Genomic DNA, 20617 nt, shown 5'->3' with positions numbered 1-20617 from the left:
GTGTAAGTAAATTCCTGTGGCTTTACTTCTACACGTTCAATGGTCTGCTCTAAAAGCGTCCCAATGAAAAATTTAACGACCTTGTCGTTTTCCATTAAACGCTTAAAAACAACATCATAAATAGGGTTGGCAATAATCATTGCTATTTTGTAATTGGTTGCACCTTAAACTACGCCACATCACACCATGAATCAAGCACAAACGCGCCGAAAAGCAAAATGCCATATCAAACGAGGCCAGCTTACTGAAAAGGTGTGTTATGATGCTATGATAACCCATTCTATCATAGGATGAAGTGTTATTTTGTGCTACGTTGCCACGTTATCCGTTTTATGGTATCGCCTTGGAGGATGGCATCCACCACCGGCCAATCGCGTTCTGGCACATAGCCAAAGGCGGTATAGTTTCCGTCTAAATGGGGTTGCATGGAATGGGTGACAAAGAATTGAGAGCCTTCGGTGTCTTTTCCGGCGCTGGCCACACCCAACGTGCCGCGTAGGTAGGGGAGGTGGGTAAACTCGCTACGGGCTTATGCCTCACAAAGTCTTGGCGTTGCTTTTTTGTGTGACATCCATCTTAAGTGATGGTTTTTTCTATGATTAGATAATCACTATTGACACGTGAAAAAATTTTACCTAACTTTATACTACAACTTTTTACTCAATAAAACACATGTTAGATATGCACACTTCCCCCCTCATTTTTCAAAAGTTTAGGCAAAAGACATTTATCATACACCCTCGTTTGTATGGTATTAATCATTTTTCCTGCGTGCGACTATTTAATTATGAGGTTGTTTAGTTGAGATTTTTGTAAATTGTTATAAAAACATCATGGCACAACTTCCAACTTATCTCTCTGACGAAAACTTTAAAAGATACGTTTTACCGCATTTAACGCACAAAATAGGGCATAATCGGCAAAAAGTTAGCTATGCTTATGTGTTCAATGCGATCTTGTTTGTGTTGAAGTCGGGCTGTTCTTGGCGAACACTTAGACCTGAAAACAGTCTGATTACTTGGCAAAATGTCTATTACCACTACAACAAATGGGTTAAAGACGGAAGTTTTCAGCAATTAGCGGATTGTAAATCCGCTTTTGAAAGTACTCATACTCACCAAGAGATCAAATTAGCCTTAGAATGTATTCAGTTGGACGGTACTCACACCCCTGCTAAAAAAGGGGCGAGCAAGTAAAATATCAACATCGAAAGAAGGCGAAGACGACCAATAATTTACTCATTTGCGACAATAACTACCACATTTTAGCGATCTCCGATTGTATTTCTGGCCATCACAACGATAGTTTTGAAGTAGTTGAGAAAGTCAATTTGATGTTAGCTACTTTAAAGAAAATTGGGATAAACACGGATTTAAGCCACTTAAATGCAGATGCAGGCTTTGATGTAACAGCCTTTATCAAAGAATTAGACGAAAGACATACCATTATTGCCAATATCCCAAAGAACAAGCGTAAGGCGAAAAAAATAGAAACCGCTTACCGTTATTTTTCAGAATACATTTACAGTTTTCGCTTTAAAATAGAACTCGTATTTGCATGGCTGGATACTTACAAGCGCCTCTTAGTTCGTTTTGAGTACCGAGCAGATTGTTTTAAAGCGTGGATACATATTGCCGCAGCCTTAATTAATTTGAGAAACTTATTCAGCTAAACAACTTTATCATCTTTATGGTGAGCCTCATGGCACAGGGAAATACAGCCTTTCCACAACCCATACAGAAACCTGCTACTCAAAATGAAAAAAACATTCATCGGCATTTGGTTTATTGCCTTATGCGTCCCCCACATTCAGGCCCAAGCCTTATCGGAAATAGAAGCAGATAGCTTATTTACACCCCTGATCTATCATGCGTTCATTGCCAAATTGGTGCAAGAAGAGAAAGAATCTTTGCCAACCGTTTATTGGGATCCAGAATTCGGTGGACGACCTCTTGCTATTATGGCGCAAAGGAAACGTTGGGCAGCGTCAAACAGTATCCCAACCCTATCCTATGAGGGAGTTGCTACAAAATGTTTCCGGTTTCAGAATATACGAGACACCTACGAGGAACAAACACCTACTAAGTACCAAACCTATTTGGAACAGTTTTGTGATCCAATTATGCCGTTTATGATACTTACCATAACCGAGTTCACCTATAACACCGAACAACAACAATGGGAGATATACATAGGTGACAGTAGAAGAGTTATGGAAAGCAAAACCTATCAAGGCATCATCAAGCAAGACTTAAACAAAAACTGGAAGGTTTCGTTTAAATTCCTCTATCATATCATGCATTAAGTACCCTAAAATCGGGACTGGCACCATTCGTTTTGCGGGCGGTGCTTTTTAGTTTCGTGGTTAAATACGCAATGCAGTCGCTTCGGGCTTATGCCTACAAAGTCTTGGTCCGTTCCATTTCTGATGGGGTGTAAAGCAAGGAATTGGATAAGATAGGCCTTCTTCGGCGTGCCCGGTGTCCCATGCCTTGTGTTATTTTGTGCTACGTTGCCACGTTATCCGTTTTATGGTATCGCCTTGCAGGAGGCCATCCACTACCGGCCAATCGCGTTCTGGCACATAGCCAAAGGCGGTATAGTTTCCGTCTAAATGGGGTTGCATGGAATGGGTGACAAAGAATTGAGAGCCTTCGGTGTCTTTTCCGGCGCTGGCCATACCCAACGTGCCGCGTAGGTAGGGGAGGCGGGTAAACTCGCTACGGATGGAAAAATCTGGCCCCCCAAATCCACCTGCTTGCTGTATGTCTCCGGCCTGAATCACAAAATTGCTCACCACCCGATGCCATGTATTGGGGTTATACCGTCCTTCTTCCACCAATTGTAGGATGGTTTGCACGGTTTGCGGGGCTTGTTCGGTGAGTAATTGGGCATGGAACACGCCTCGGTTGGTCTCGAAGCGCAAAATTGGCGCAGTTCCGGCTTTTTTGAGGAATGCCCAATTCAAGGGTCGTTGGTTGGGCAAAGGTTGCGGGGAAATCGTTTTTTTCTCTCCGGTTAAACTTTGGAAGGCCAGCGTGGCGGCCTCGCGAATGGCCGGATGTGCGTGGGTAAGGGCTTCCCGAATTTGAGGAACCACCGATTGATCCCCCAATTTGCCCAAAGAAGACAGGGCTTCGGTGGCCACTTCCAGATCGTTGGGCAATTGGGCTTCTTGGAATGCACGGATTAGCACGGCCAAGCTACCGAGTGGTTTAAATCGTTTATCTGCCAGAAATGCTACTGCTGCATAGCTTAGCGGGAGTTTTTTTCGGGCTAATGCTTGCCGGATCACCCCAAAATAGGCTTCGGCGCGGGTGGAATCGGGTTTGTACTGCCGCCAACGTGTTGTCAATGCCTCGAAAGCTGCCGTTGCAACGGTTTGGTCTTCTGCTTGTGTGGTCTGGGCCAAAAACTCCCAAGAGGTTTGATCGGCTGCCTTCCCCAATGCGCCCAGCCCGATACGTTTGGCTTCGGTGGTTGTGGCAAAACGCTGAAGCCACTCACGAATGATGCCAGGCTCGGTGGCTGCAAACAGGGGCAAGAACAAGCCTGAAACCCGAAAATCTTCTGGATACTGGAAAAAATAGCCCTTTCGCCGATCATATCCCAAAGAAGGAGCCATTGTAGGGGTGCGCATGAGAACCGTAGCGGCAGCCATTCGCACATGCTCATTGCCATCGCGTAGAGAGGTCAACATGGCTTGTTGTACGGCTTCTTCCTGAATTCTTCCGCCAAGAGCCATCAAAGTATTGTACCGAATGCGCCAATCTGTGGACGAAACACTGGCTTTCCGAAGCCGCACCAAATCCTGCGGGTCGTTCAATCGGGCAAGTCCTGCTGCTAAATACATTAATGTAGGATCATTTCCATTTAAGGAATCGAACGCTTTTCGGAGTTGGTCAGCAGCAAAGGCCCAGGCTGTTGTTACCCGAACACGTCCAAAATAATAGGCCGCCGCGCTCCTCAATTCGGGATCGGGTGCAGACAAAGCCGCTACCAATTTTTCTACGGCCTTCGGATGGTGATGCCCCCGTAAGCCGTAGCGGGCCATCGAAAAGGCTTGGGCGGTTTGTAATCCTACAGGCAGAACCAAAGAAGCTACCTCGGCAAGGGAAGCGCGGCTGCCTTTTTTGCCCAAGGCTTCTAATAACCTCCGACGAACCGTTGGGTCTTTTTCCTGGGCAAAAGCCATGAGCATAACCGAGCTGGCTGTTGAGTCATCGGTTTGTCCCAGCGCAAACGCGGCATCGGCCCGCACTTCCGAGGAAGGATCTTTAAGCAAGGCCCGCAATAATGGTTTCGCCAAGGTATCTTGTACCGATGCCAATGCAAAAGCGGTTCTCGCACGAACGACAGGGTCTTTGGAAGCCAGCAGCGGAAACAATTGCTGGGCATTTCGGTCGGCTTGTGCTGCAACAATGGCCTGTAGATCGGTACGATGTAGCAGACCATCTGCCTTCCGGTCTGTAACGGGCAGACGCTGTGCAAAAGTGAACGCGACGGTGAAACCCAGCAAGAAGCAACTGATCCAGAGAAACGACTTCATATCAGTTTTGTGTTAAAACGTGATTAACCCAACGGAATAGGGCCTTAAAGTGCCCGAAACCGCCAACCCTCCGCCGAAAGAGTCGCCAGTACCGAATAGAGGGCTTCGGGTGTTTTATGGAAAACTTTTGGATTGTCGTGTAGGACCACAATGGAGCCGGGGCGTACAAATTGGCAAATGTGGCGACTAATGTCTTTTTCGGAAACGGTGGTCATGTAGTCGGCTGGAAGTAAGTCCCACATCACCAATTTTTGCTCGTTTTCAATACACCATTTCCGCATGGCAGGGGTAAAACGACCATACGGCGGACGCATCCAACGCACCGACTCATCCACCACTTCTTCCAGAATGCGGGTTGCTTTGCTCATTTCGGCCATCATTTGTTCTTTAGGCAGTTGCCAAGCATTCGGATGGGAATGGGAATGCTGCCCCAATGTGTGGCCTGCACTTTTCAGATCACGCACCAAACTTGGCTCAGCCGCCACATTTTGACCTATCAGAAAAAAAGTAGCTTTTGCATCGAACTTATCCAGAATCTTGGCCAGTTTCCCCGTACATGCCGTGGTTGGCCCATCATCTATGGTGATATACAATTCTTTTTCTTTGGTAGGTCTATGCCATAGTATATCCGGATAAAATCTGGGTAAAAAGCGAACCGTTTGTGTAGCAAATATATTAAACATCAAAGGATTACCAACGTCGTTGAGGGCGCACTACCGAAAGAAAGGGTAAAACTGCACTGGCAATAACATACAAAAAATCGAGGGCAGGTGAAGCGCTTAACCTTTCTTTTTCATGTTGAATAAAATTATTACTTTTCAGGATAAAACCGATGAGCCACCATCGCAGCAAAAAGGGTACAATTCCGGCGGGAAATAAGACTATCACCATTCCCCACCCCGCAAGTTGTGTCAGATGAAATCCGGATAGGATGGCTACGATCAAAAGTGGATACCCAACTCCAGCCGAAACATGTCGCTTTTTTTGTCGCAGCCACTGCATCCAGGTTTGAGGAGCCGCACTAAAGACCGCACTGGCAGGGGTAAAAAAATACCGTACTTTTCCGGCTTTTTTGCTATGGACGGATTGGATGAACAAGTCGTCGTCCCCACTAAGGTGCTGTTCGTGATTGACAAAACCATTTACACGGTGAAACAGCGTGCGGGTATAACTCATGTTTCTACCAACCGCCATATAAGGCAATCCAAGACCGATGGCTGCCCCCGTAAACAAGGCCGTAATTTGTGTTTCGAATCGGGAAAAATGATTTAACCATGTCTTTTCTGGAAATAGTGGTCCATACCCCACCCAGACAGCTTCTGGGTCTGCGCGGTGCAAGCTGGCATGAATCATCAACCAATCGGGCACCGGTCGGCAGTCGGCATCTGTAAATACCAAACGTTCATGAGTAGCCCGAGCAATTCCATAAGTCAAACTACTTTTCTTGCCAGACGGCTCCTGAGTAGGACGGATCAAAACGCAAAACCTAGGATCGGTTGCAATGGCTTCATGCAAAATGGCAACGGTCTCATCTTGGGATTGGTCATCTATCAGGACTACCTCGAAATGCGAATAAACCTGCGCTTTCAGGCTGTTTATAAGGCCAAGCGCATTGTGTGCTTCATTTTTGAGCGCAACCACAACAGAAAGAGGAATGACGGCCTCACCACTCAGTTGTTCAAGACAGGCAGCGGTAGATCGAGTCGCCTTCCTGAATCCATACCAAACCACCAGCCAAAGCAGCAGATTCAGGGCATATAATATGGTGATTATGCAAACCATCATCGCTGAATCTTTCTACCTTTCCACTGGTACCCACCAAACTGCGAAACCAATCCAATATAGACCACATACGGAATATGAAGCAATTGCTCTGGCAGAAAATAGGCCAAGAGTCTTCTTTGCCGCCATTGCCACGTGGCCTGAAACAACAGCGCACCTTCTGCCATGACTTTAAGCCCTAAAGCACTGATTAAAAACCAAATGGAAATAGGATGCCAAAGCAAGGAAACGGCTGTAAGCAAATAAAACAAATAAAACAAATAAATTGAAACAATGGTCGCTACATACGCTTTATTCGGGTAAAGGGCCCCTTTGGAAGCCCATCTTTTCCGTTGTTGGATTAAGTCTGAAAGCGTTGCAACCGGATCGGTGCGGACCAAAGCGGCAGGCGAAGGACAAAAGCGTACCTTCCATACCCCTGTGGCGGCAATTTTTTGCATCAACAGCTCGTCGTCGCCGGAAGTAAGGTGGTCTATCCCATCAAATCCTTTAATTCCCAGAAATACACTTTTCCGGTAGGCCACATTGGCGCCATTTGCTAAATTCGGGCGATTCAGCCCAATGGCCCCCGCTCCGACGGCCACCAATCCCAAAAACTCCAATGCCTGCATATCCTGAAAAAACCGATATTTATGTCGAAACGCCACCGGACCGGAGACAAAAGCAGTATGTGCTTCAAAATTGGCAGTCATGGTTTCAATCCAGTGTTTTGGCACCAGGCAATCGGCATCGGTTGTTAGAATAATTTCTCCTTTGGCCTTCAAAACCCCTTTTTCGATGGCTTTTTTCTTGTGGGCTCGTGTCCGGATGGCATTCTCGGGCATATGCAACAGCCGAAGGTTTGCATGTTCTTTGCAGAGTTCATCAACAATCGCCGCCGTTTGGTCTGAAGAGTCGTCATTTACGACAATCACCTCGAAACGATTTTTGGGATAATGATTTTCCAAAATCCGGTGCAAACACAATAAAATATTATCGGATTCATTTCGGGCGGCAATAACAACGGTAGCAAACGGCTTTTCCGTATCAGGGACATGGCGAGGATGATAGGTCCGCACCACCTTACGAAATCCCCATGCAAAGGCAACCATTAGCAGCGCATAAAAGACCGTAAAAAACGAAAAGGCGGTCAAAAAAAACGTCATGAGGGCGGATTCACTTTGGGCAGAATCCGTTCCGAGGAAGCGGCCGTACCAAGTTTAAGGCGCAAAATAAGGGGCAACCCCATTATCGCCGGAAGTATAATATTGATCACATAGAGTAGCAAGGAAGTACTGAAGGCCGTGGCCGCAGAGACCCCAAAGAACCCCATAAAAAAAACAGCCGAACCCTCTCTTACCCCCAAACCAGCCAAAGCGGGTGATGGAACTACACTGTTGGCATAGAAAAACAAGGCAATGGCAATAACGGCATCCATCCAATGGATTTGGGCGCCGAATGCATACAAGATCAACAGACACTGCACCGAGAAAACGATGTACCGAAAAGACGTTAACCCAAAAAGCCAGTACACATCCTGAAGCCGAAGGTGGCGTAAAAAACTGAATGTTTTAAGAACATGCGGGTATGGAAACCGGTTTGTAATATAGCGATAGACTGCACGTGGATGTAAAAATACCGTTATTAAAAGTAACAAAGTGCCTATCCCCGTAATGAGAACCAAATACCAGATAAATGCGTGTAGTCGGAGGTGGAACATTAGAAAATAAAGCAATGCAGGTATTCCAAAACCGATGTAGCAGGCTAGGGCAACGAGTTGTTGCGCACCTGTTAGGGCTGCCAACTCCCATTTATTTTGATGGTCTAAATAATAAGCCCGCCCCACAAAATCTCCCAAGCGTGCGGGGGTAAACAAACCAAGGGTTTGCCCAACCAAAACAGCGCCCAGCGATTGAAAAAACTGTTCTTCAGGAAAAAGACGGCGAACCAACGTCTGCCAAATTACCGTCTGAAGATATATATTTAAGGTCAGCAAGAGGAGAGACACGCCCGCGAAACGCCAATCGGCACTACGAATGGTCTGTATGATCTGATCCCAACGGATAAACCATATCAGAAGTAGCATACAGGTGATGGTTAGTAAGGGCTTGATAAATGCTTTTATGGACACAGCGCAACAAAAAATTCTGATGGAAGTGATATTTGAACATGTTTGACCGAACCAGAAACCCATCAACAGCAAACCCTCTAAAGACGTTTCTAATCCGGTGAGTGTTTAAAATGCCAACTACGACACACCAAAGTTACAAGTAGTACCCGCCAGAAGCAACGTCTTCTACACGAATCCACCTTTCACCACCCCAACAATCCTGTATTTTTTAAAGTTCACTCGTCTCAAAAATAGTTCAACTGGTGTGTATGCGGCATAGACTTTTGTTTTTGTGTTTTACTTTTTCCTTAGCGGCATGTATCGAGCATCCCACGCCAGAACAGGCCCGCGCCAAGTTGCAGGAGAGAAAAATACCTTTTACCGAAACGGCTTTCATAGAGGCGTTTTCGGCCTATCGTTTACAAGAAGTGCAGTGGTTTTTAGAAGCGGGGATGAAACCAGACGTTGCCGATGGTGCGGCTTGGCGAATCGGGATACAAAAAAACTATTTTCAGCCGACCAATTTATTGATGCTACATGGGGCCAAACCAGACCAAGTCTTTTCAGACGGCTTTGTCCCTCTCGTGGAAGCATCGGCATATGGCCGCACCCGGATTGTGACGCGCATGATGGCATATCATCCCAAGGTGGATGTACAAGATCCGTGGGGGCGTTCTGCGCTCATGATGGGGGCCAAGTCCGGAAATGCTTATGTAATGGAGCAGTTACTGCAAGCCAATCCGGCATTAGAGGCAACCGACCAGACCCGCCGCACAGCCCTCCAGTATGCGATCCAACGCAATCACTCGGCTGTTACGCAGTTGCTTTTAGATGCCGGAGCAAATGCAAATGTGGGAGACCGACAGACAACCCCGCCTCTGATTTCTGCATCCTATCTCGGAAATGTATCGCTGGTCAATGTTCTCCTCAAAAAAGGCGCAAACCCAAATGCCACCAATGCCACAGGTTATACCGCGCTGATGGCTGCTGTTCGGGCCAATCACATGGCAATCGTTGATGCCCTCTTGGCTGCAGGTGCCGACCCCAACCGAAAGAATGTGGAAGGTTGGCAAGGCGGAACCGCCCTACACCTTGCCGCCCTACAACACAACAAAGCCATGATGGAGAAACTAAGAAACGGAGGCGCAAATCCCAACATCACCGATCATTTTGGACAAACGGCGGATACGCTCTTGGTCCGGAATGAAGCCGCTTTAGACCCGACAAAACCAAGCACTCTTAAATCTTTTAAATAACAAGGTGATACCATAAGAAATATGTGCGATTAAGCACCCAGCAAGGACCGTAGATACGCGCCATACGCGCTTTTTTCCAATCGCTCTGCACGTTCAAAGAGTTGTTCTTTGGTAATCCATCCATTTTCAAAAGCAATTTCTTCCGGACAAGCAATTTTCAGTCCTTGTCGTTCCTCGATGGTCTGAACAAAATTGGCCGCTTGGAGTAAAGACTCGTGGGTTCCGGTATCCAACCACGTGTACCCCCGCCCCAACAGCATGACCTCCAGTTCTCCTTTTTCAAGATAAACATTGTTCACATCCGTGATTTCCAGTTCCCCACGGGCAGAAGGTTTTAGCGTCGCAGCAATGTCGGTTACGTGTTGGTCGTAGAAATATAGCCCCGTAACCGCATAGTTCGAGCGTGGTTTTTGAGGTTTTTCCTCAATATGCGTAGCTTTTCCCTTGGCATCAAACGTAACCACCCCATAACGATGTGGGTCACGTACTTGATACCCAAAAACCACCCCCCCGTTTGTACGGCCCGAAGCCAGGTGCAGTTTTTCTTGCAAACCAGCCCCATAAAAAATATTATCTCCCAGAATCAAACAAACCGCCTCGCCATCCACAAAAGTACGGCCAATAATAAAGGCTTGTGCCAATCCTTCCGGCTTTGGCTGAACAGCATACTGTAGGTTCATTCCCCATTGTGTTCCATCTCCCAACAAATGACGGAATAATGGTGCTTCGTGTGGAGTAGTGATGATCAAAACATCTCGAATACTGGCCAACATCAGCGTAGAAAGGGGATAATAGATCATTGGTTTATCATAAACCGGCAATAATTGTTTACTGATTGCATAGGTGACAGGCCACAACCGAGAGCCAGTTCCACCCGCCAGAATGATTCCTTTCATTCGTTTTTCCCTCCATCCTTTGGGGTTTTCGTTCCCAATCGTTCCAGACGATATACACCGGAAACAACATTTTGCCACCATTCCGGATTTTCTATATACCATCTAACGGTTTTGTGGAGGCCGGAATCAAAGGTTTCTTGTGGCCTCCACCCTAACGCCCGATCTATTTTGGTTGCATCCATCGCATAACGGAAATCATGGCCGGGACGATCGGCAACCAAGGTAATCTGACGGGAATAAGGCGTTTTAGTAGGACGAAGTTCCTCTAATATCTGGCAGATGGCATGTACCACCGAGAGATTGGTTTGCTCATTCCATCCGCCAATATTATACGTCTCGCCGGGTATTCCCTGTTGCAACACCCGCCACAATGCCCGAACATGGTCGTCCACAAACAACCAGTCTCGTACATTTTCTCCCTTGCCATACACCGGAATTGCTGCACCCGCAAGGGCTTTTAGAATGACCACTGGAATTAGTTTTTCGGGAAATTGATAGGGGCCATAATTATTGGAGCAATTGGTGGTTAAAACGGGCAGGCCATAGGTATGATACCATGCACGCACCAAATGATCGGAAGCAGCTTTGCTGGCAGAATAAGGCGAATTCGGCTGGTATGGCGTGTCTTCCTGAAAGAGTCCGGTATTACCCAGTGAACCAAATACTTCATCAGTAGATACATGTAGGAAGCGAAAATCATTTCTTTTCGAGCGAGGTAATGCCTGCCAATACTGTCGCGCCGCTTCTAAAAGCGTATAAGTACCCACAATATTGGTTTGGATAAACGTTGCAGGACCATCAATTGAACGATCCACATGGCTTTCTGCCGCGAGGTGCACCACGGCATCAGGTTGATGTGCCTCAAAAACGGCTTGCATGGTAGGCGCATCCGAAATATCCGCCTGCAAAAAGATGTAATTCGGCGAATCAGCTACCGAAGCCACCGAGGCCAGATTTCCGGCATAGGTCAACGCATCCACATTCACGACCCGAACTGTTTTTTTTGGAATCAACCAGCGAACCAAGGCAGAACCAATAAAACCGCATCCACCAGTGACCAAAAAGGTTTTTATGTTTTGCATTTTAATGACTTTGATCCTTTCTTTTTGGGTTATAATATCCTAAACTAAGGCTTTGAATGCGAGATCCAAACGCGCCTAAAAATCCTTGAACCAAATCATCCATTCATGACGTTGGAAATTTGTGCCGCCAACTTTCAATCTGCTATGGCAGCCATGCAAGGGGGTGCACACCGCATAGAACTCTGCGAAAACCTCTCGGAAGGCGGAACCACACCCAGTTTGGGAATGATTCGCCACCTTAAACGTCGGTTGAATATCCCCATCATGGTGTTGATCCGGCCACGGGGTGGCGATTTTTGCTACCAACCAGATGAACTCGCAGTTATGTTAGAAGACATTCATATTTGCAAATCGGAAGGCGTAGAAGGCGTCGTTTTGGGCGCACTTGCGCCGGATGGAACCATAGATACAGAGGCTTGTTACCGCATGTTGGATGCTGCCCAAGGTATGGAAACTGTTTTCCACCGGGCCTTCGACTTGGTTCCCGATGAGATGGAGGCATTGAAAATCCTTGTTTATATGGGATTTACACGTATTCTCACATCGGGCTTGGCCCATACCGCTTTTGAGGGCATTCCAAACCTCGTCCGCTTGATTCGGGAAGCACAAGAACGAATAACTATTTTGCCCGGCGGTGGCATAACTTCCCAAAATGCCCTTGCCATTGCCAAAAAAACAGGCGCAACGGAACTTCATGCCTCGTTACGGAAAAGGGTAGAACGCACCACTGGTAGGGCAACCAGTACATGGATGGAGACCGATGTAGAAGAAGTGCGCCGCCTGCTTAAAATCACCGAAAACGCTTCCAAAATTTAGGCTTCTCCCCGATTCTGATTGTATCTTGAGAACAACTTCATCTGCTCCAATAAAATAAACCGCTATGCAAAAAGCCTTAACATATGCCGCCAGCCATGCCGACCAACAGGTCTCGGAATTGCTCGAATGGCTACGTATTCCTTCGGTGAGTGCAGACTCAAACCATGCAGGAGATGTCAAGAAAGCCGCCGAATGGCTTGCCGAGAACCTACGAAATATTGGAATGGCCCACGTCGAAATCATGCCCACACTCGGCCATCCTGTGGTGTATGCAGAACACATCCGAGATGCCCAACTTCCTACCGTTTTGGTGTATGGGCACTACGATGTACAACCTCCGGATCCATTGGAATTGTGGGACTCCCCACCCTTTGAGCCTGTCATCAAAGATGGATTGATTTATGCCCGTGGCTCCTGTGATGACAAAGGCCAAGCCTTTATGCACGTCAAAGCCGCAGAGGCATGGCTCAAAGGCGAGGGCCAACTTCCGCTCAACCTGAAGTTTATTATCGAAGGGGAAGAAGAAGTAGGCTCTGCACACCTTTCACAATTTCTGGAAGCCAACAAAGAAAGATTGGCCGCCGATATTGTGGTGATCTCCGACACCTCGCTCTTTGCTGAAAATGTACCCAGTATCACTTATGGTTTGCGTGGATTGGCCTATGTGGAGGTAGAATTAACCGGACCCAACCGAGACCTTCATTCCGGCGTATATGGCGGTGGCGTACACAATCCACTCAATGAATTATGCCGCCTGATCACCAATCTGCATGATGCAGATCACCGTGTCACCCTACCCGGCTTCTACGATGCTGTTCGTCACCTCTCGGACGAAGAGCGGTCGGGCTTTGCCTCGCTTCCCTTCGACGAAGCAGGCTGGAAGGCGGAGGTGGAAGTAGTCGAAACCAGAACCGAAGCCGGATTTACCCTTCTAGAAGGCATTACGGCCCGTCCAACCTTAGACCTGAACGGCATCTGGGGTGGTTATCAAGGCGAAGGCGCCAAGACTGTCTTGCCTGCCAAAGCTGGTGCGAAAATCTCTTGTCGCTTGGTACCAGATCAACAGCCAGACGATGTGGCCGAAATGCTCCGTAAGTATTTCGAGGAAAACACGCCACCTACCATGAAACTCAAATTTACCGCACTTCATGGTGGTCATGCCGCAATGGTGGACATTCATCACCCTGCGATGCAAGCCGCCAGTGAAGCGATGGAGGGCGTTTATGGCCGCAAACCCGTCTTTACCCGTGAAGGCGGCTCTATCCCGATTGTTGCAGACTTCAAGAACATCTTGGGATTAAATACGGTTTTAATGGGCTTTGGTCTAGACTCCGATGCCATTCACTCGCCCAATGAGAAGTATGGCATAGACCGCTTCCACAAAGGCATCGAGGCCAGTGTTCGTTTTATGGAGGCATTCGCCAAACGATAACGCCCGCAAATCCATTGCGAAAAACACAGGAGCCTCCGCAACCGTTGCTGTGGAGGCTCATTTTATAAAATAATCACCCAACCTATTTCCCATTACGATGAGCACCCCCAATCCTAAAACCAAAAAAAATACGGTCGTTCGCGTACCCGAAAGAGGCCACTACGACCGCAACGTCATTTATCCTATTGTGGATGAAGCCCTCATCGGACATGTAGGCTTTGTGATGGACGAACAGCCCATCGTCATCCCCACCTTGATTGCGCGAGACGACGACCACCTCCTCCTGCATGGCTCCGAGGCCAGCCGGATGATGCGGCACATGGCGACGGGCGCACCCATTTGCATCACCGTGACCCATACCGACGCCCTGATTCTGGCCCGTTCCGCCTTCCATCACTCCGTCAACTACCGTTCGGCTATGCTCTTTGGAATAGGCGAGAAGGTGGAAGACCCTGAAGAAAAAATGCGCCTTACCGCTCTGTTTATGGAAAAACTTGTTCCTCAGCGCTGGGATGATTCCCGAATTCCGAACGAAAAAGAGCTAAAAGCCACCATGATTGTACGGGTGTACATTGAACAGGCTTCCGCAAAAATCCGAAATGCGGGAGTGAAAGATGATGCAGAAGACCTTGGACTGCCTTATTGGGCAGGGGTTCTCCCTATTCAGACCGTTTATGGCCCTGCCATAAACGACGAATTATTGCCCCCTCATATTCCGGTACCAGAATATGTGCGGTCTTATGGCCGCTAAGGTAGAACCGTGCCTCCTTTGTTGGACCTAAAACCCACCCCTTATGCTTACGCGCACGTTTCAAAACATTCGCCGCATCCGCGAAATACTTCAGGTTTTATTTAAATATGGATTTGAGGGCATCATTTCCGAGACGGCCCTCAAGGGTTTGGTTTCCGAACGGCGACGCGCCCTTTGGACACGACAAGAACGGCCTGTTATGGAATACAGCCGATGGGAACGCATTCGGATGGTAGCCGAAGAACTGGGGCCAACCTATGTTAAGTTTGCACAAGTCCTCTCGAATCGGGCGGATTTACTGCCGGATGAATTGATTACCGAATTTGAAAAGTTACAAAGCCATGTCCCACCATTTCCCACAGCCGAAGCCCGACGCATCATTGAAGCTGAATTGGCAAAACCTATTACCCAGATTTTTGAGTATTTTGAAGACATCCCCATCGGATCTGCCTCCATCGGACAAGTACACTTGGCACGGCTTACCGATGGCGCCGAAGTGGTGGTCAAGGTGCAACGCCCAAATGTGGAAAGGCTCATTCAAACAGACCTCGAAATCTTAAAATTCCTTACCGAAAAAACGACCGATTTTCTGGAACGCATTGGCATCACCAATGTCATGGACCTTGTTACCGCGTTCGAGCGCACCATGCAAAAAGAGCTGGACTACAACAACGAGGCCCGCAACTACGAACAATTCCGTACTTATTACAAAAACGAAACCACTTTTTATGTCCCAAAAGCCTATCGAGAACTTACCACACGGCGGGTGATGGTATTGGAACGGGTACGGGGGTGCAAAATCACCGATGTCGAAAAACTAAAACAATGGGACATTCATCCAGAAAAAATTGCCGAAGAAGGCATGAGAATTTACCTCAGACAAATCTTTGAACATGGATACTTTCATGCAGACCCACACCCCGGTAATATTTTGGTACGACCTGATGGCGTCATTTGCCTCATTGATTTTGGCATGGTTGGTTCGTTGGTAGATGCGGATAAGCAGAATTTTGCGGGTATCTTTATCAGTATGGCCCGAAAAGACCCGCGTGCAACGGCTTTTTATCTAAGACGACTGGCAGTGGATGATGAGATAAAAGACGTGCGGCAGTTGGAATATGACCTAAACGAAATTATTGAAGACTATGCTTCCCTACAAGTCTCTGAGTCTAATATGGCTGCATTGGCCACCCAATTACAGAAAATCATGTACGAAAACCGGATGCGGGTGCCGGGCAGCATCTTCCTGATTTTACGGGCTTTGGCCATGCTCGAAGGCATCGGAAAAGTGATTGCACCCAACTTCCAGACGATGGAATTTATCAAACCATTTGGTGTACGGTTGGTGGCAGATCGCTTTATGCCGAATAAAATTGTCCCGGAATTATGGAATGATGGCCTGGAGTTTTGGATGTTGTTCAAATCCTTACCCATTGAAGGCCGGGAAATTATGCGGCAACTCCGCAAAGGCCGCCTTAAACTGCAAATTGAGCATCATGGCTTCGATCCTATTTTGGAAAAAATGCACCGTGGCGCCAATCATCTGACATTAGCCCTCATCACTTCAGCACTGTTACTGGGTTCATCTATTGCTTTATTGGCCCCATTAACCCATAAAACATTTGGAATACCTACCATCAGTTTTATCGGATATGTACTTTCAATTTTAATGTCTTTACGCCTTTGGTGGGTATCACGGAAGTAATTAAAAATGCTGATTTATAATTCATGATGGCAGAATCATTTTAGAGGTAATCGTTGTTCGTCATGACGTATCATGAACTGATGTCCGTAAAAGAAAATAGTTGGATAACCGAAGGGCCGGACACCAAAGGGATGGGTGGATATGCCTTATACGACCATAAATTATTTGCATATTATGGATATTGGGGGCAGTCTGAACCTAAGATTTATGCTGTTTGGGAGGTAAATGACTTCATCACTCAACATCAGTACAATTCTAAACCCTCTATTCACGCCATTGTTCGTACATTAAAAGAACAGTTCCAATAATTCCCCCTTATATCTTATAATTAAATCCTATGCGTAGAATATGCCTATCATAAAAATCTACGCCAGAACTTTGTTGCTGAAACCAGTTCAGATAGCCCATTTCAACCTGATTTTTCTTCTGACCTACCACAATACCAGCATAAATGCGATTTTGGTCGAAGACATTATATTTTATTTTTTTTCCTACATTTAATAAGACTTCTTCATTAAGATTAATTGCTATGTTTTTAGACAAAATATGGCCTATCGGAATAACCGCTTGTAAACGATACCGAAACCTCATATGGCTAAATTCATAGCCTTCAGCCAATGCTTTTTTATCTGAGGTTTGCTGGTGATAAAATCGTGCCTCGGCCCGGTACCGATGACTGATCTGCCAAGAGGCGTATTTTTGTTGATACCCTGCTTCAACATGTGGCCGGAGTTCTGGAACAGTAAGTCGGTTTTCAGCATCGGGATCATTCGGACTTTGTAGAAAATAACACCCGCCGCCAAAAATTTTCCAATTGGCACCGATGTCTTTTCCGGCCTGCGCCCGAAACAAAAACTGGTGTTGTACAACAGGGGTTACAAAATGGCGTTCCTGAATATCCACTTGTATCGGATATCCTTTTACCGAAGCCGAAAGATTCACCACTTCCCATAATACCGACTGGGTTGTTACCTTCTTTTGTGCCTGAACAGACCAACTCAATAATCCATAAAGGCCAATTATGTACCTTAAATAGCTGACCATGACCAATTTTCGTTTTCTGTTAACCATATGCATTTTTTCGCTGAATTTAGGACTCTAAGCGAACCATCACGGGGCTTGAAAATAGGTTTCTTTTATCCGCACATGGCATGAATTGAACAAGGAGACCGCCACCGCATATAAAGACTGCCTTTCTGCTCTTGGAACTTTTTATGCAGGATCGGGTGTTTTGATATTGCCTAAAGCGTTTTCACGCAATAAACAACCCACAATGAACCCAGAAACAACGTCCGACACGGCCATTATTCAGGTAATGCCAGCCCATTTGGCCAATAAAATTGCAGCAGGCGAGGTGGTGCAACGCCCCGCAAATGCCGTCAAAGAATTGATGGAAAACAGTCTTGACGCTGGGGCCTCTCACATCACCCTTCGAATTAAGAAGGCGGGCAGTGAACTGATTCAGGTGCAGGACGATGGCTGTGGGATGTCTTCCGAAGATGCCGTTTCTTGCTTTTTGCGCCATGCGACCAGTAAGATCAAATCCATCGAAGACCTAGACCGCATCCGAACAATGGGGTTTCGGGGCGAGGCACTGGCTTCTATTGCAGCCGTGGCCCAGGTGGAACTCCGAACCAAACGAATACAAGACGAAGCAGGCACATTAGTACGGATAGAAGGCTCGACATTTAGCCCGACCATGCCTGTTGCAACACCCAATGGAACCCTATTCTCTATCCGGAACCTGTTTTATAATGTACCCGCACGCCGAAATTTCCTAAAATCTCCCGCTACCGAGTTTAAGCGCATCACCGAAGTTTTTCAGTTTCTTGCCCTCTCGCAACCCGATATTGCCTTTAGTCTCCACCACGACGACCGCGAAATCTATGAACTCCCCGCACGAGAAACCCCATCTGGATTACAGGAACGCATCGCCGATCTGTTCTCCGTCTCTGTTCAAACCCTCATTCCCCTTTACGAAGAAATTGCCCATGTTCGTGTAAAAGGATATATTTCTAAACCGGATTTTACCCGAAAAACACGGGGCGAGCAATTTTTATTCGTGAATCGCCGCTTCATTAAAAACCACCGATTAGAACAAGCCATTCAATTGGGATATGGTGATTTATTGCCAAGAGGGGCTTATCCGTTTTTTGCACTTTTTATTGAATTAGACCCGGCACATGTGGATGTAAATGTACATCCTACCAAAACAGAGGTGCAATTTGATGACGAAAGCGGTTTGTTTGGACTCCTTCGCGGAGCCGTCAAACGTGCTCTGGGTGAACTGGACATTAGCCCGAATGTAACGTATGAAGCGGGTAAATGGACCGAAAAAGCCACAACAACCCTTCCGAATGCCCGTTCCTTCACTCCTCCCAAATTATCAGACAAACCTGCTTTACAACCCAATAACCACTCCGAATGGGCTGCGCCACGCCATACAAGCCAGTATGTGCCCCCTAAACGGCCAGACGACCTTTTTCGTGGTGACTTCCGGAAGGCAAATGACGCCCTCTACCAAGGCATCTCTTCCGCAGCGCAGCCATCAGAAACGATATCGCCCCCTCCTACTACAGTGGCTCCAACGTCCGAATTCAGCGACCGTGTATGGCAATTACACGATAAATACATCCTTTCGCAAACCGATCATGGAATGGCGATTTTGGATCAACACGCCGCTCATGAACGTATCCTCTACGAACGTTTCTTAAAACAGATGACCGCCGGGCAAGCACCTTCCCAACACTTACTTTTTCCACAAACCATCTCCTTCCAACCGGGAGATTTCGCCTTGATTTTGGAACTTCAGCCCGATCTGTTGAACCTCGGCTTTGGGTTTGAAACCCTTTCCGGACGATCGGTGATGTTGACCGGCGTACCTGCGGATATTCCGCCAGGACGCGAAGAAGCCATGTTGGAAGAAGTGCTGGAACAGTATAAGTCGTATCGCGACGAGTTGGACCTTAAAGGTCGCGACAACTTAGCCAAAAGTTTGGCGTGTCGTGCTGCCATCAAAACCGGAAAAAAACTCACTGATACCGAAATACGGTCTCTCTACACGCAGTTAATGACCTGCGAAATGCCCTATGCCTGCCCGCACGGACGTCCCACCCTCATCCGCATATCTCTTGAAGAATTGGACAAACGGTTTGGCCGCATCGGTCATCTGGAAACCCAAGGCACCATCAAACGGCGATGACCAGAAAAGCGAAGGCCCAATCCCTCCTTTTGTATAGTTTTGAATCGCAGATTAACGTTTTTAAGTTTTTGACAATTTGTTGTAACTTGTAATAACAAGACAAAACCAACCTAAATTCAATATGGAACGCTATCTGCAAATTTTAACAGATGGGTATCGCGCATATGCCGAATACCTGTTAGAGACCATCCTCCATCCGGCGTGGAACAACATCTTTTACTGGTTAATCGCCGTTTCTGCTTTTTTTCTGCTTTTGGAATGGCTGACTCCTTGGCGTAAAGACCAGCCGAAGTTCCGCCAAGATTTTTGGTTGGACTTTTTCTACATGTTCTTCAACTTTTTCCTCTTTTCTCTGGTGGGCTATGCAGCGGTCTCGGATGTGGTGGTGGTGGCCTTTAATGACCTGTTGGCACAAATTGGCATTCAGAATTTAGTGGCTTTGGAAATCCGCAGTTGGCCAGTTTGGGCGCAATTACTTACCCTTTTTGTGATCCGGGATTTTATCCAGTGGAATACCCATATTTTGTTACACCGGGTTCCATTTCTGTGGAATTTCCACAAGGTGCATCATTCGGTAGAGCAAATGGGGTTTGCAGCGCACCTCCGGTATCATTGGATGGAGAATATTGTTTATAGTGCTATTCAATACCTCCCATTGGCCATGATTGGTTTCGGGATTTCGGATTTCTTTGTGGTGTACTTGGCTACGCTGGTAGTGGGGCATTACAACCATGCCAACATCAATATCCCCCTTGGACCACTAAAGTACCTCTTCAACAACCCACAAATGCACATCTGGCACCATGCCAAAGCCATGCCGGGAGAACACCCCTATGGTGTGAACTTCGGACTTACGTTAAGCATCTGGGATTATCTCTTCAAAACCGACTACATTCCTTCCAGTGGCCGCGATATACCCTTGGGCTTTGACGACATAGAGCATTTCCCCAAAACGTTCTGGGGACAATTGTGGTATGGGTTGAAGAAAGAAAAATAGCCAATTATCATCTTTCGTTTGCGTATCAAGCCGATTTATTTGCCCTCAGCCAAGTGTCGG

20 protein-coding genes are annotated in these 20617 nt (G+C 47.0%); 11 read left to right on the top strand and 9 right to left on the bottom strand.

Translation table 11 applies throughout. The features are described 5' to 3' along the window. Positions 1–298 precede the first annotated feature (298 nt). On the bottom strand, positions 299–487 hold the full coding sequence (locus JNN12_13605; protein MBL7979370.1) for a peptidylprolyl isomerase: 189 nt from the start codon (positions 485–487) through the stop codon (positions 299–301). 346 nt (positions 488–833) lie between these two features. On the opposite strand from JNN12_13605, the gene JNN12_13600 reads away from it, so the two are divergent. From JNN12_13600 to JNN12_13590, 3 genes are all read left to right on the top strand, one after another. Next, positions 834–1196 (top strand): transposase, encoded by a 363-nt coding sequence (locus JNN12_13600; GenBank protein MBL7979369.1) that lies wholly within the window; start codon positions 834–836, stop codon positions 1194–1196. 44 nt (positions 1197–1240) lie between these two features. After that, entirely contained in the window at positions 1241–1672 is a 432-nt protein-coding gene (locus JNN12_13595) for a transposase (GenBank protein MBL7979368.1), read from the top strand. A gap of 84 nt (positions 1673–1756) precedes the next feature. Beyond that, positions 1757–2305 (top strand): hypothetical protein, encoded by a 549-nt coding sequence (locus JNN12_13590; protein MBL7979367.1) that lies wholly within the window; start codon positions 1757–1759, stop codon positions 2303–2305. Positions 2306–2497: 192 nt separating this feature from the next. Here the strand turns inward: JNN12_13590 and JNN12_13585 are convergent, their stop codons facing one another. Genes JNN12_13585 through JNN12_13565 form a run of 5 tightly spaced genes read right to left on the bottom strand, consistent with a single transcriptional unit; the run spans position 2498 to position 8396 of the window. Next, positions 2498–4549 (bottom strand): HEAT repeat domain-containing protein, encoded by a 2052-nt coding sequence (locus JNN12_13585; GenBank protein MBL7979366.1) that lies wholly within the window; start codon positions 4547–4549, stop codon positions 2498–2500. A 44-nt stretch (positions 4550–4593) separates the two neighbouring features. Then, a complete protein-coding gene (locus tag JNN12_13580) occupies positions 4594–5232 on the bottom strand; it encodes a polysaccharide deacetylase family protein (GenBank protein MBL7979365.1) in 639 nt (212 codons plus the stop codon). Positions 5233–5239: 7 nt separating this feature from the next. Further along, positions 5240–6334, bottom strand: a complete 1095-nt coding sequence (locus JNN12_13575; protein MBL7979364.1) for a glycosyltransferase — start codon at positions 6332–6334, stop codon at positions 5240–5242. Continuing rightward, positions 6331–7476, bottom strand: a complete 1146-nt coding sequence (locus tag JNN12_13570) for a glycosyltransferase (protein MBL7979363.1) — start codon at positions 7474–7476, stop codon at positions 6331–6333. Before JNN12_13570 ends, JNN12_13575 begins: the two co-directional genes overlap by 4 nt. Further along, the gene (locus JNN12_13565) at positions 7473–8396 is read right to left on the bottom strand and encodes a flippase-like domain-containing protein (protein ID MBL7979362.1); all 924 of its coding nucleotides are present in this window, start codon (positions 8394–8396) and stop codon (positions 7473–7475) included. The genes JNN12_13570 and JNN12_13565 overlap by 4 nt, the downstream gene beginning before the upstream one ends. 293 nt (positions 8397–8689) lie before the next feature. Here JNN12_13565 and JNN12_13560 point away from each other — a divergent pair, with 293 nt between their 5' ends. Continuing rightward, positions 8690–9676 (top strand): ankyrin repeat domain-containing protein, encoded by a 987-nt coding sequence (locus JNN12_13560; protein MBL7979361.1) that lies wholly within the window; start codon positions 8690–8692, stop codon positions 9674–9676. A 29-nt stretch (positions 9677–9705) separates the two neighbouring features. On the opposite strand, the gene rfbA is transcribed toward JNN12_13560, so the two are convergent. Both rfbA and rfbB read right to left on the bottom strand, forming a co-directional pair. Then, positions 9706–10572, bottom strand: a complete 867-nt coding sequence (gene rfbA, locus JNN12_13555) for a glucose-1-phosphate thymidylyltransferase RfbA (protein ID MBL7979360.1) — start codon at positions 10570–10572, stop codon at positions 9706–9708. Further along, entirely contained in the window at positions 10569–11645 is a 1077-nt protein-coding gene (gene rfbB, locus JNN12_13550; protein MBL7979359.1) for a dTDP-glucose 4,6-dehydratase, read from the bottom strand. The genes rfbA and rfbB overlap by 4 nt, the downstream gene beginning before the upstream one ends. A gap of 114 nt (positions 11646–11759) precedes the next feature. On the opposite strand from rfbB, the gene JNN12_13545 reads away from it, so the two are divergent. From JNN12_13545 to JNN12_13525, 5 genes are all read left to right on the top strand, one after another. Next, on the top strand, positions 11760–12470 hold the full coding sequence (locus tag JNN12_13545) for a copper homeostasis protein CutC (GenBank protein ID MBL7979358.1): 711 nt from the start codon (positions 11760–11762) through the stop codon (positions 12468–12470). 64 nt (positions 12471–12534) lie between these two features. Continuing rightward, a complete protein-coding gene (locus tag JNN12_13540) occupies positions 12535–13902 on the top strand; it encodes a dipeptidase (GenBank protein MBL7979357.1) in 1368 nt (455 codons plus the stop codon). A gap of 97 nt (positions 13903–13999) precedes the next feature. Next, positions 14000–14653, top strand: coding sequence for a pyridoxamine 5'-phosphate oxidase family protein (locus tag JNN12_13535; GenBank protein MBL7979356.1), 654 nt, complete (start codon positions 14000–14002; stop codon positions 14651–14653). Between the two features lie 43 nt (positions 14654–14696). Beyond that, a complete protein-coding gene (locus tag JNN12_13530; protein MBL7979355.1) occupies positions 14697–16358 on the top strand; it encodes an AarF/ABC1/UbiB kinase family protein in 1662 nt (553 codons plus the stop codon). Between the two features lie 62 nt (positions 16359–16420). Next, on the top strand, positions 16421–16666 hold the full coding sequence (locus JNN12_13525; GenBank protein ID MBL7979354.1) for a hypothetical protein: 246 nt from the start codon (positions 16421–16423) through the stop codon (positions 16664–16666). A gap of 7 nt (positions 16667–16673) precedes the next feature. Here the strand turns inward: JNN12_13525 and JNN12_13520 are convergent, their stop codons facing one another. Beyond that, complete coding sequence (locus tag JNN12_13520) at positions 16674–17402, bottom strand: DUF2490 domain-containing protein (GenBank protein MBL7979353.1); 729 nt, start codon at positions 17400–17402, stop codon at positions 16674–16676. A gap of 271 nt (positions 17403–17673) precedes the next feature. On the opposite strand from JNN12_13520, the gene mutL reads away from it, so the two are divergent. Together mutL and JNN12_13510 are read left to right on the top strand one after the other, a co-directional pair. Beyond that, the gene (mutL, locus tag JNN12_13515; protein MBL7979352.1) at positions 17674–19560 is read left to right on the top strand and encodes a DNA mismatch repair endonuclease MutL; all 1887 of its coding nucleotides are present in this window, start codon (positions 17674–17676) and stop codon (positions 19558–19560) included. A gap of 121 nt (positions 19561–19681) precedes the next feature. After that, positions 19682–20557, top strand: coding sequence for a sterol desaturase family protein (locus tag JNN12_13510; GenBank protein MBL7979351.1), 876 nt, complete (start codon positions 19682–19684; stop codon positions 20555–20557). Positions 20558–20617: the final 60 nt, after the last annotated feature.

This window comes from Bacteroidetes Order II. bacterium (genome assembly GCA_016788705.1).
In the GTDB taxonomy this organism is placed as follows: Bacteria; Bacteroidota; Rhodothermia; order Rhodothermales; family UBA2364; genus UBA2364.
This window is presented reverse-complemented; position numbering and strand designations above follow the sequence as displayed.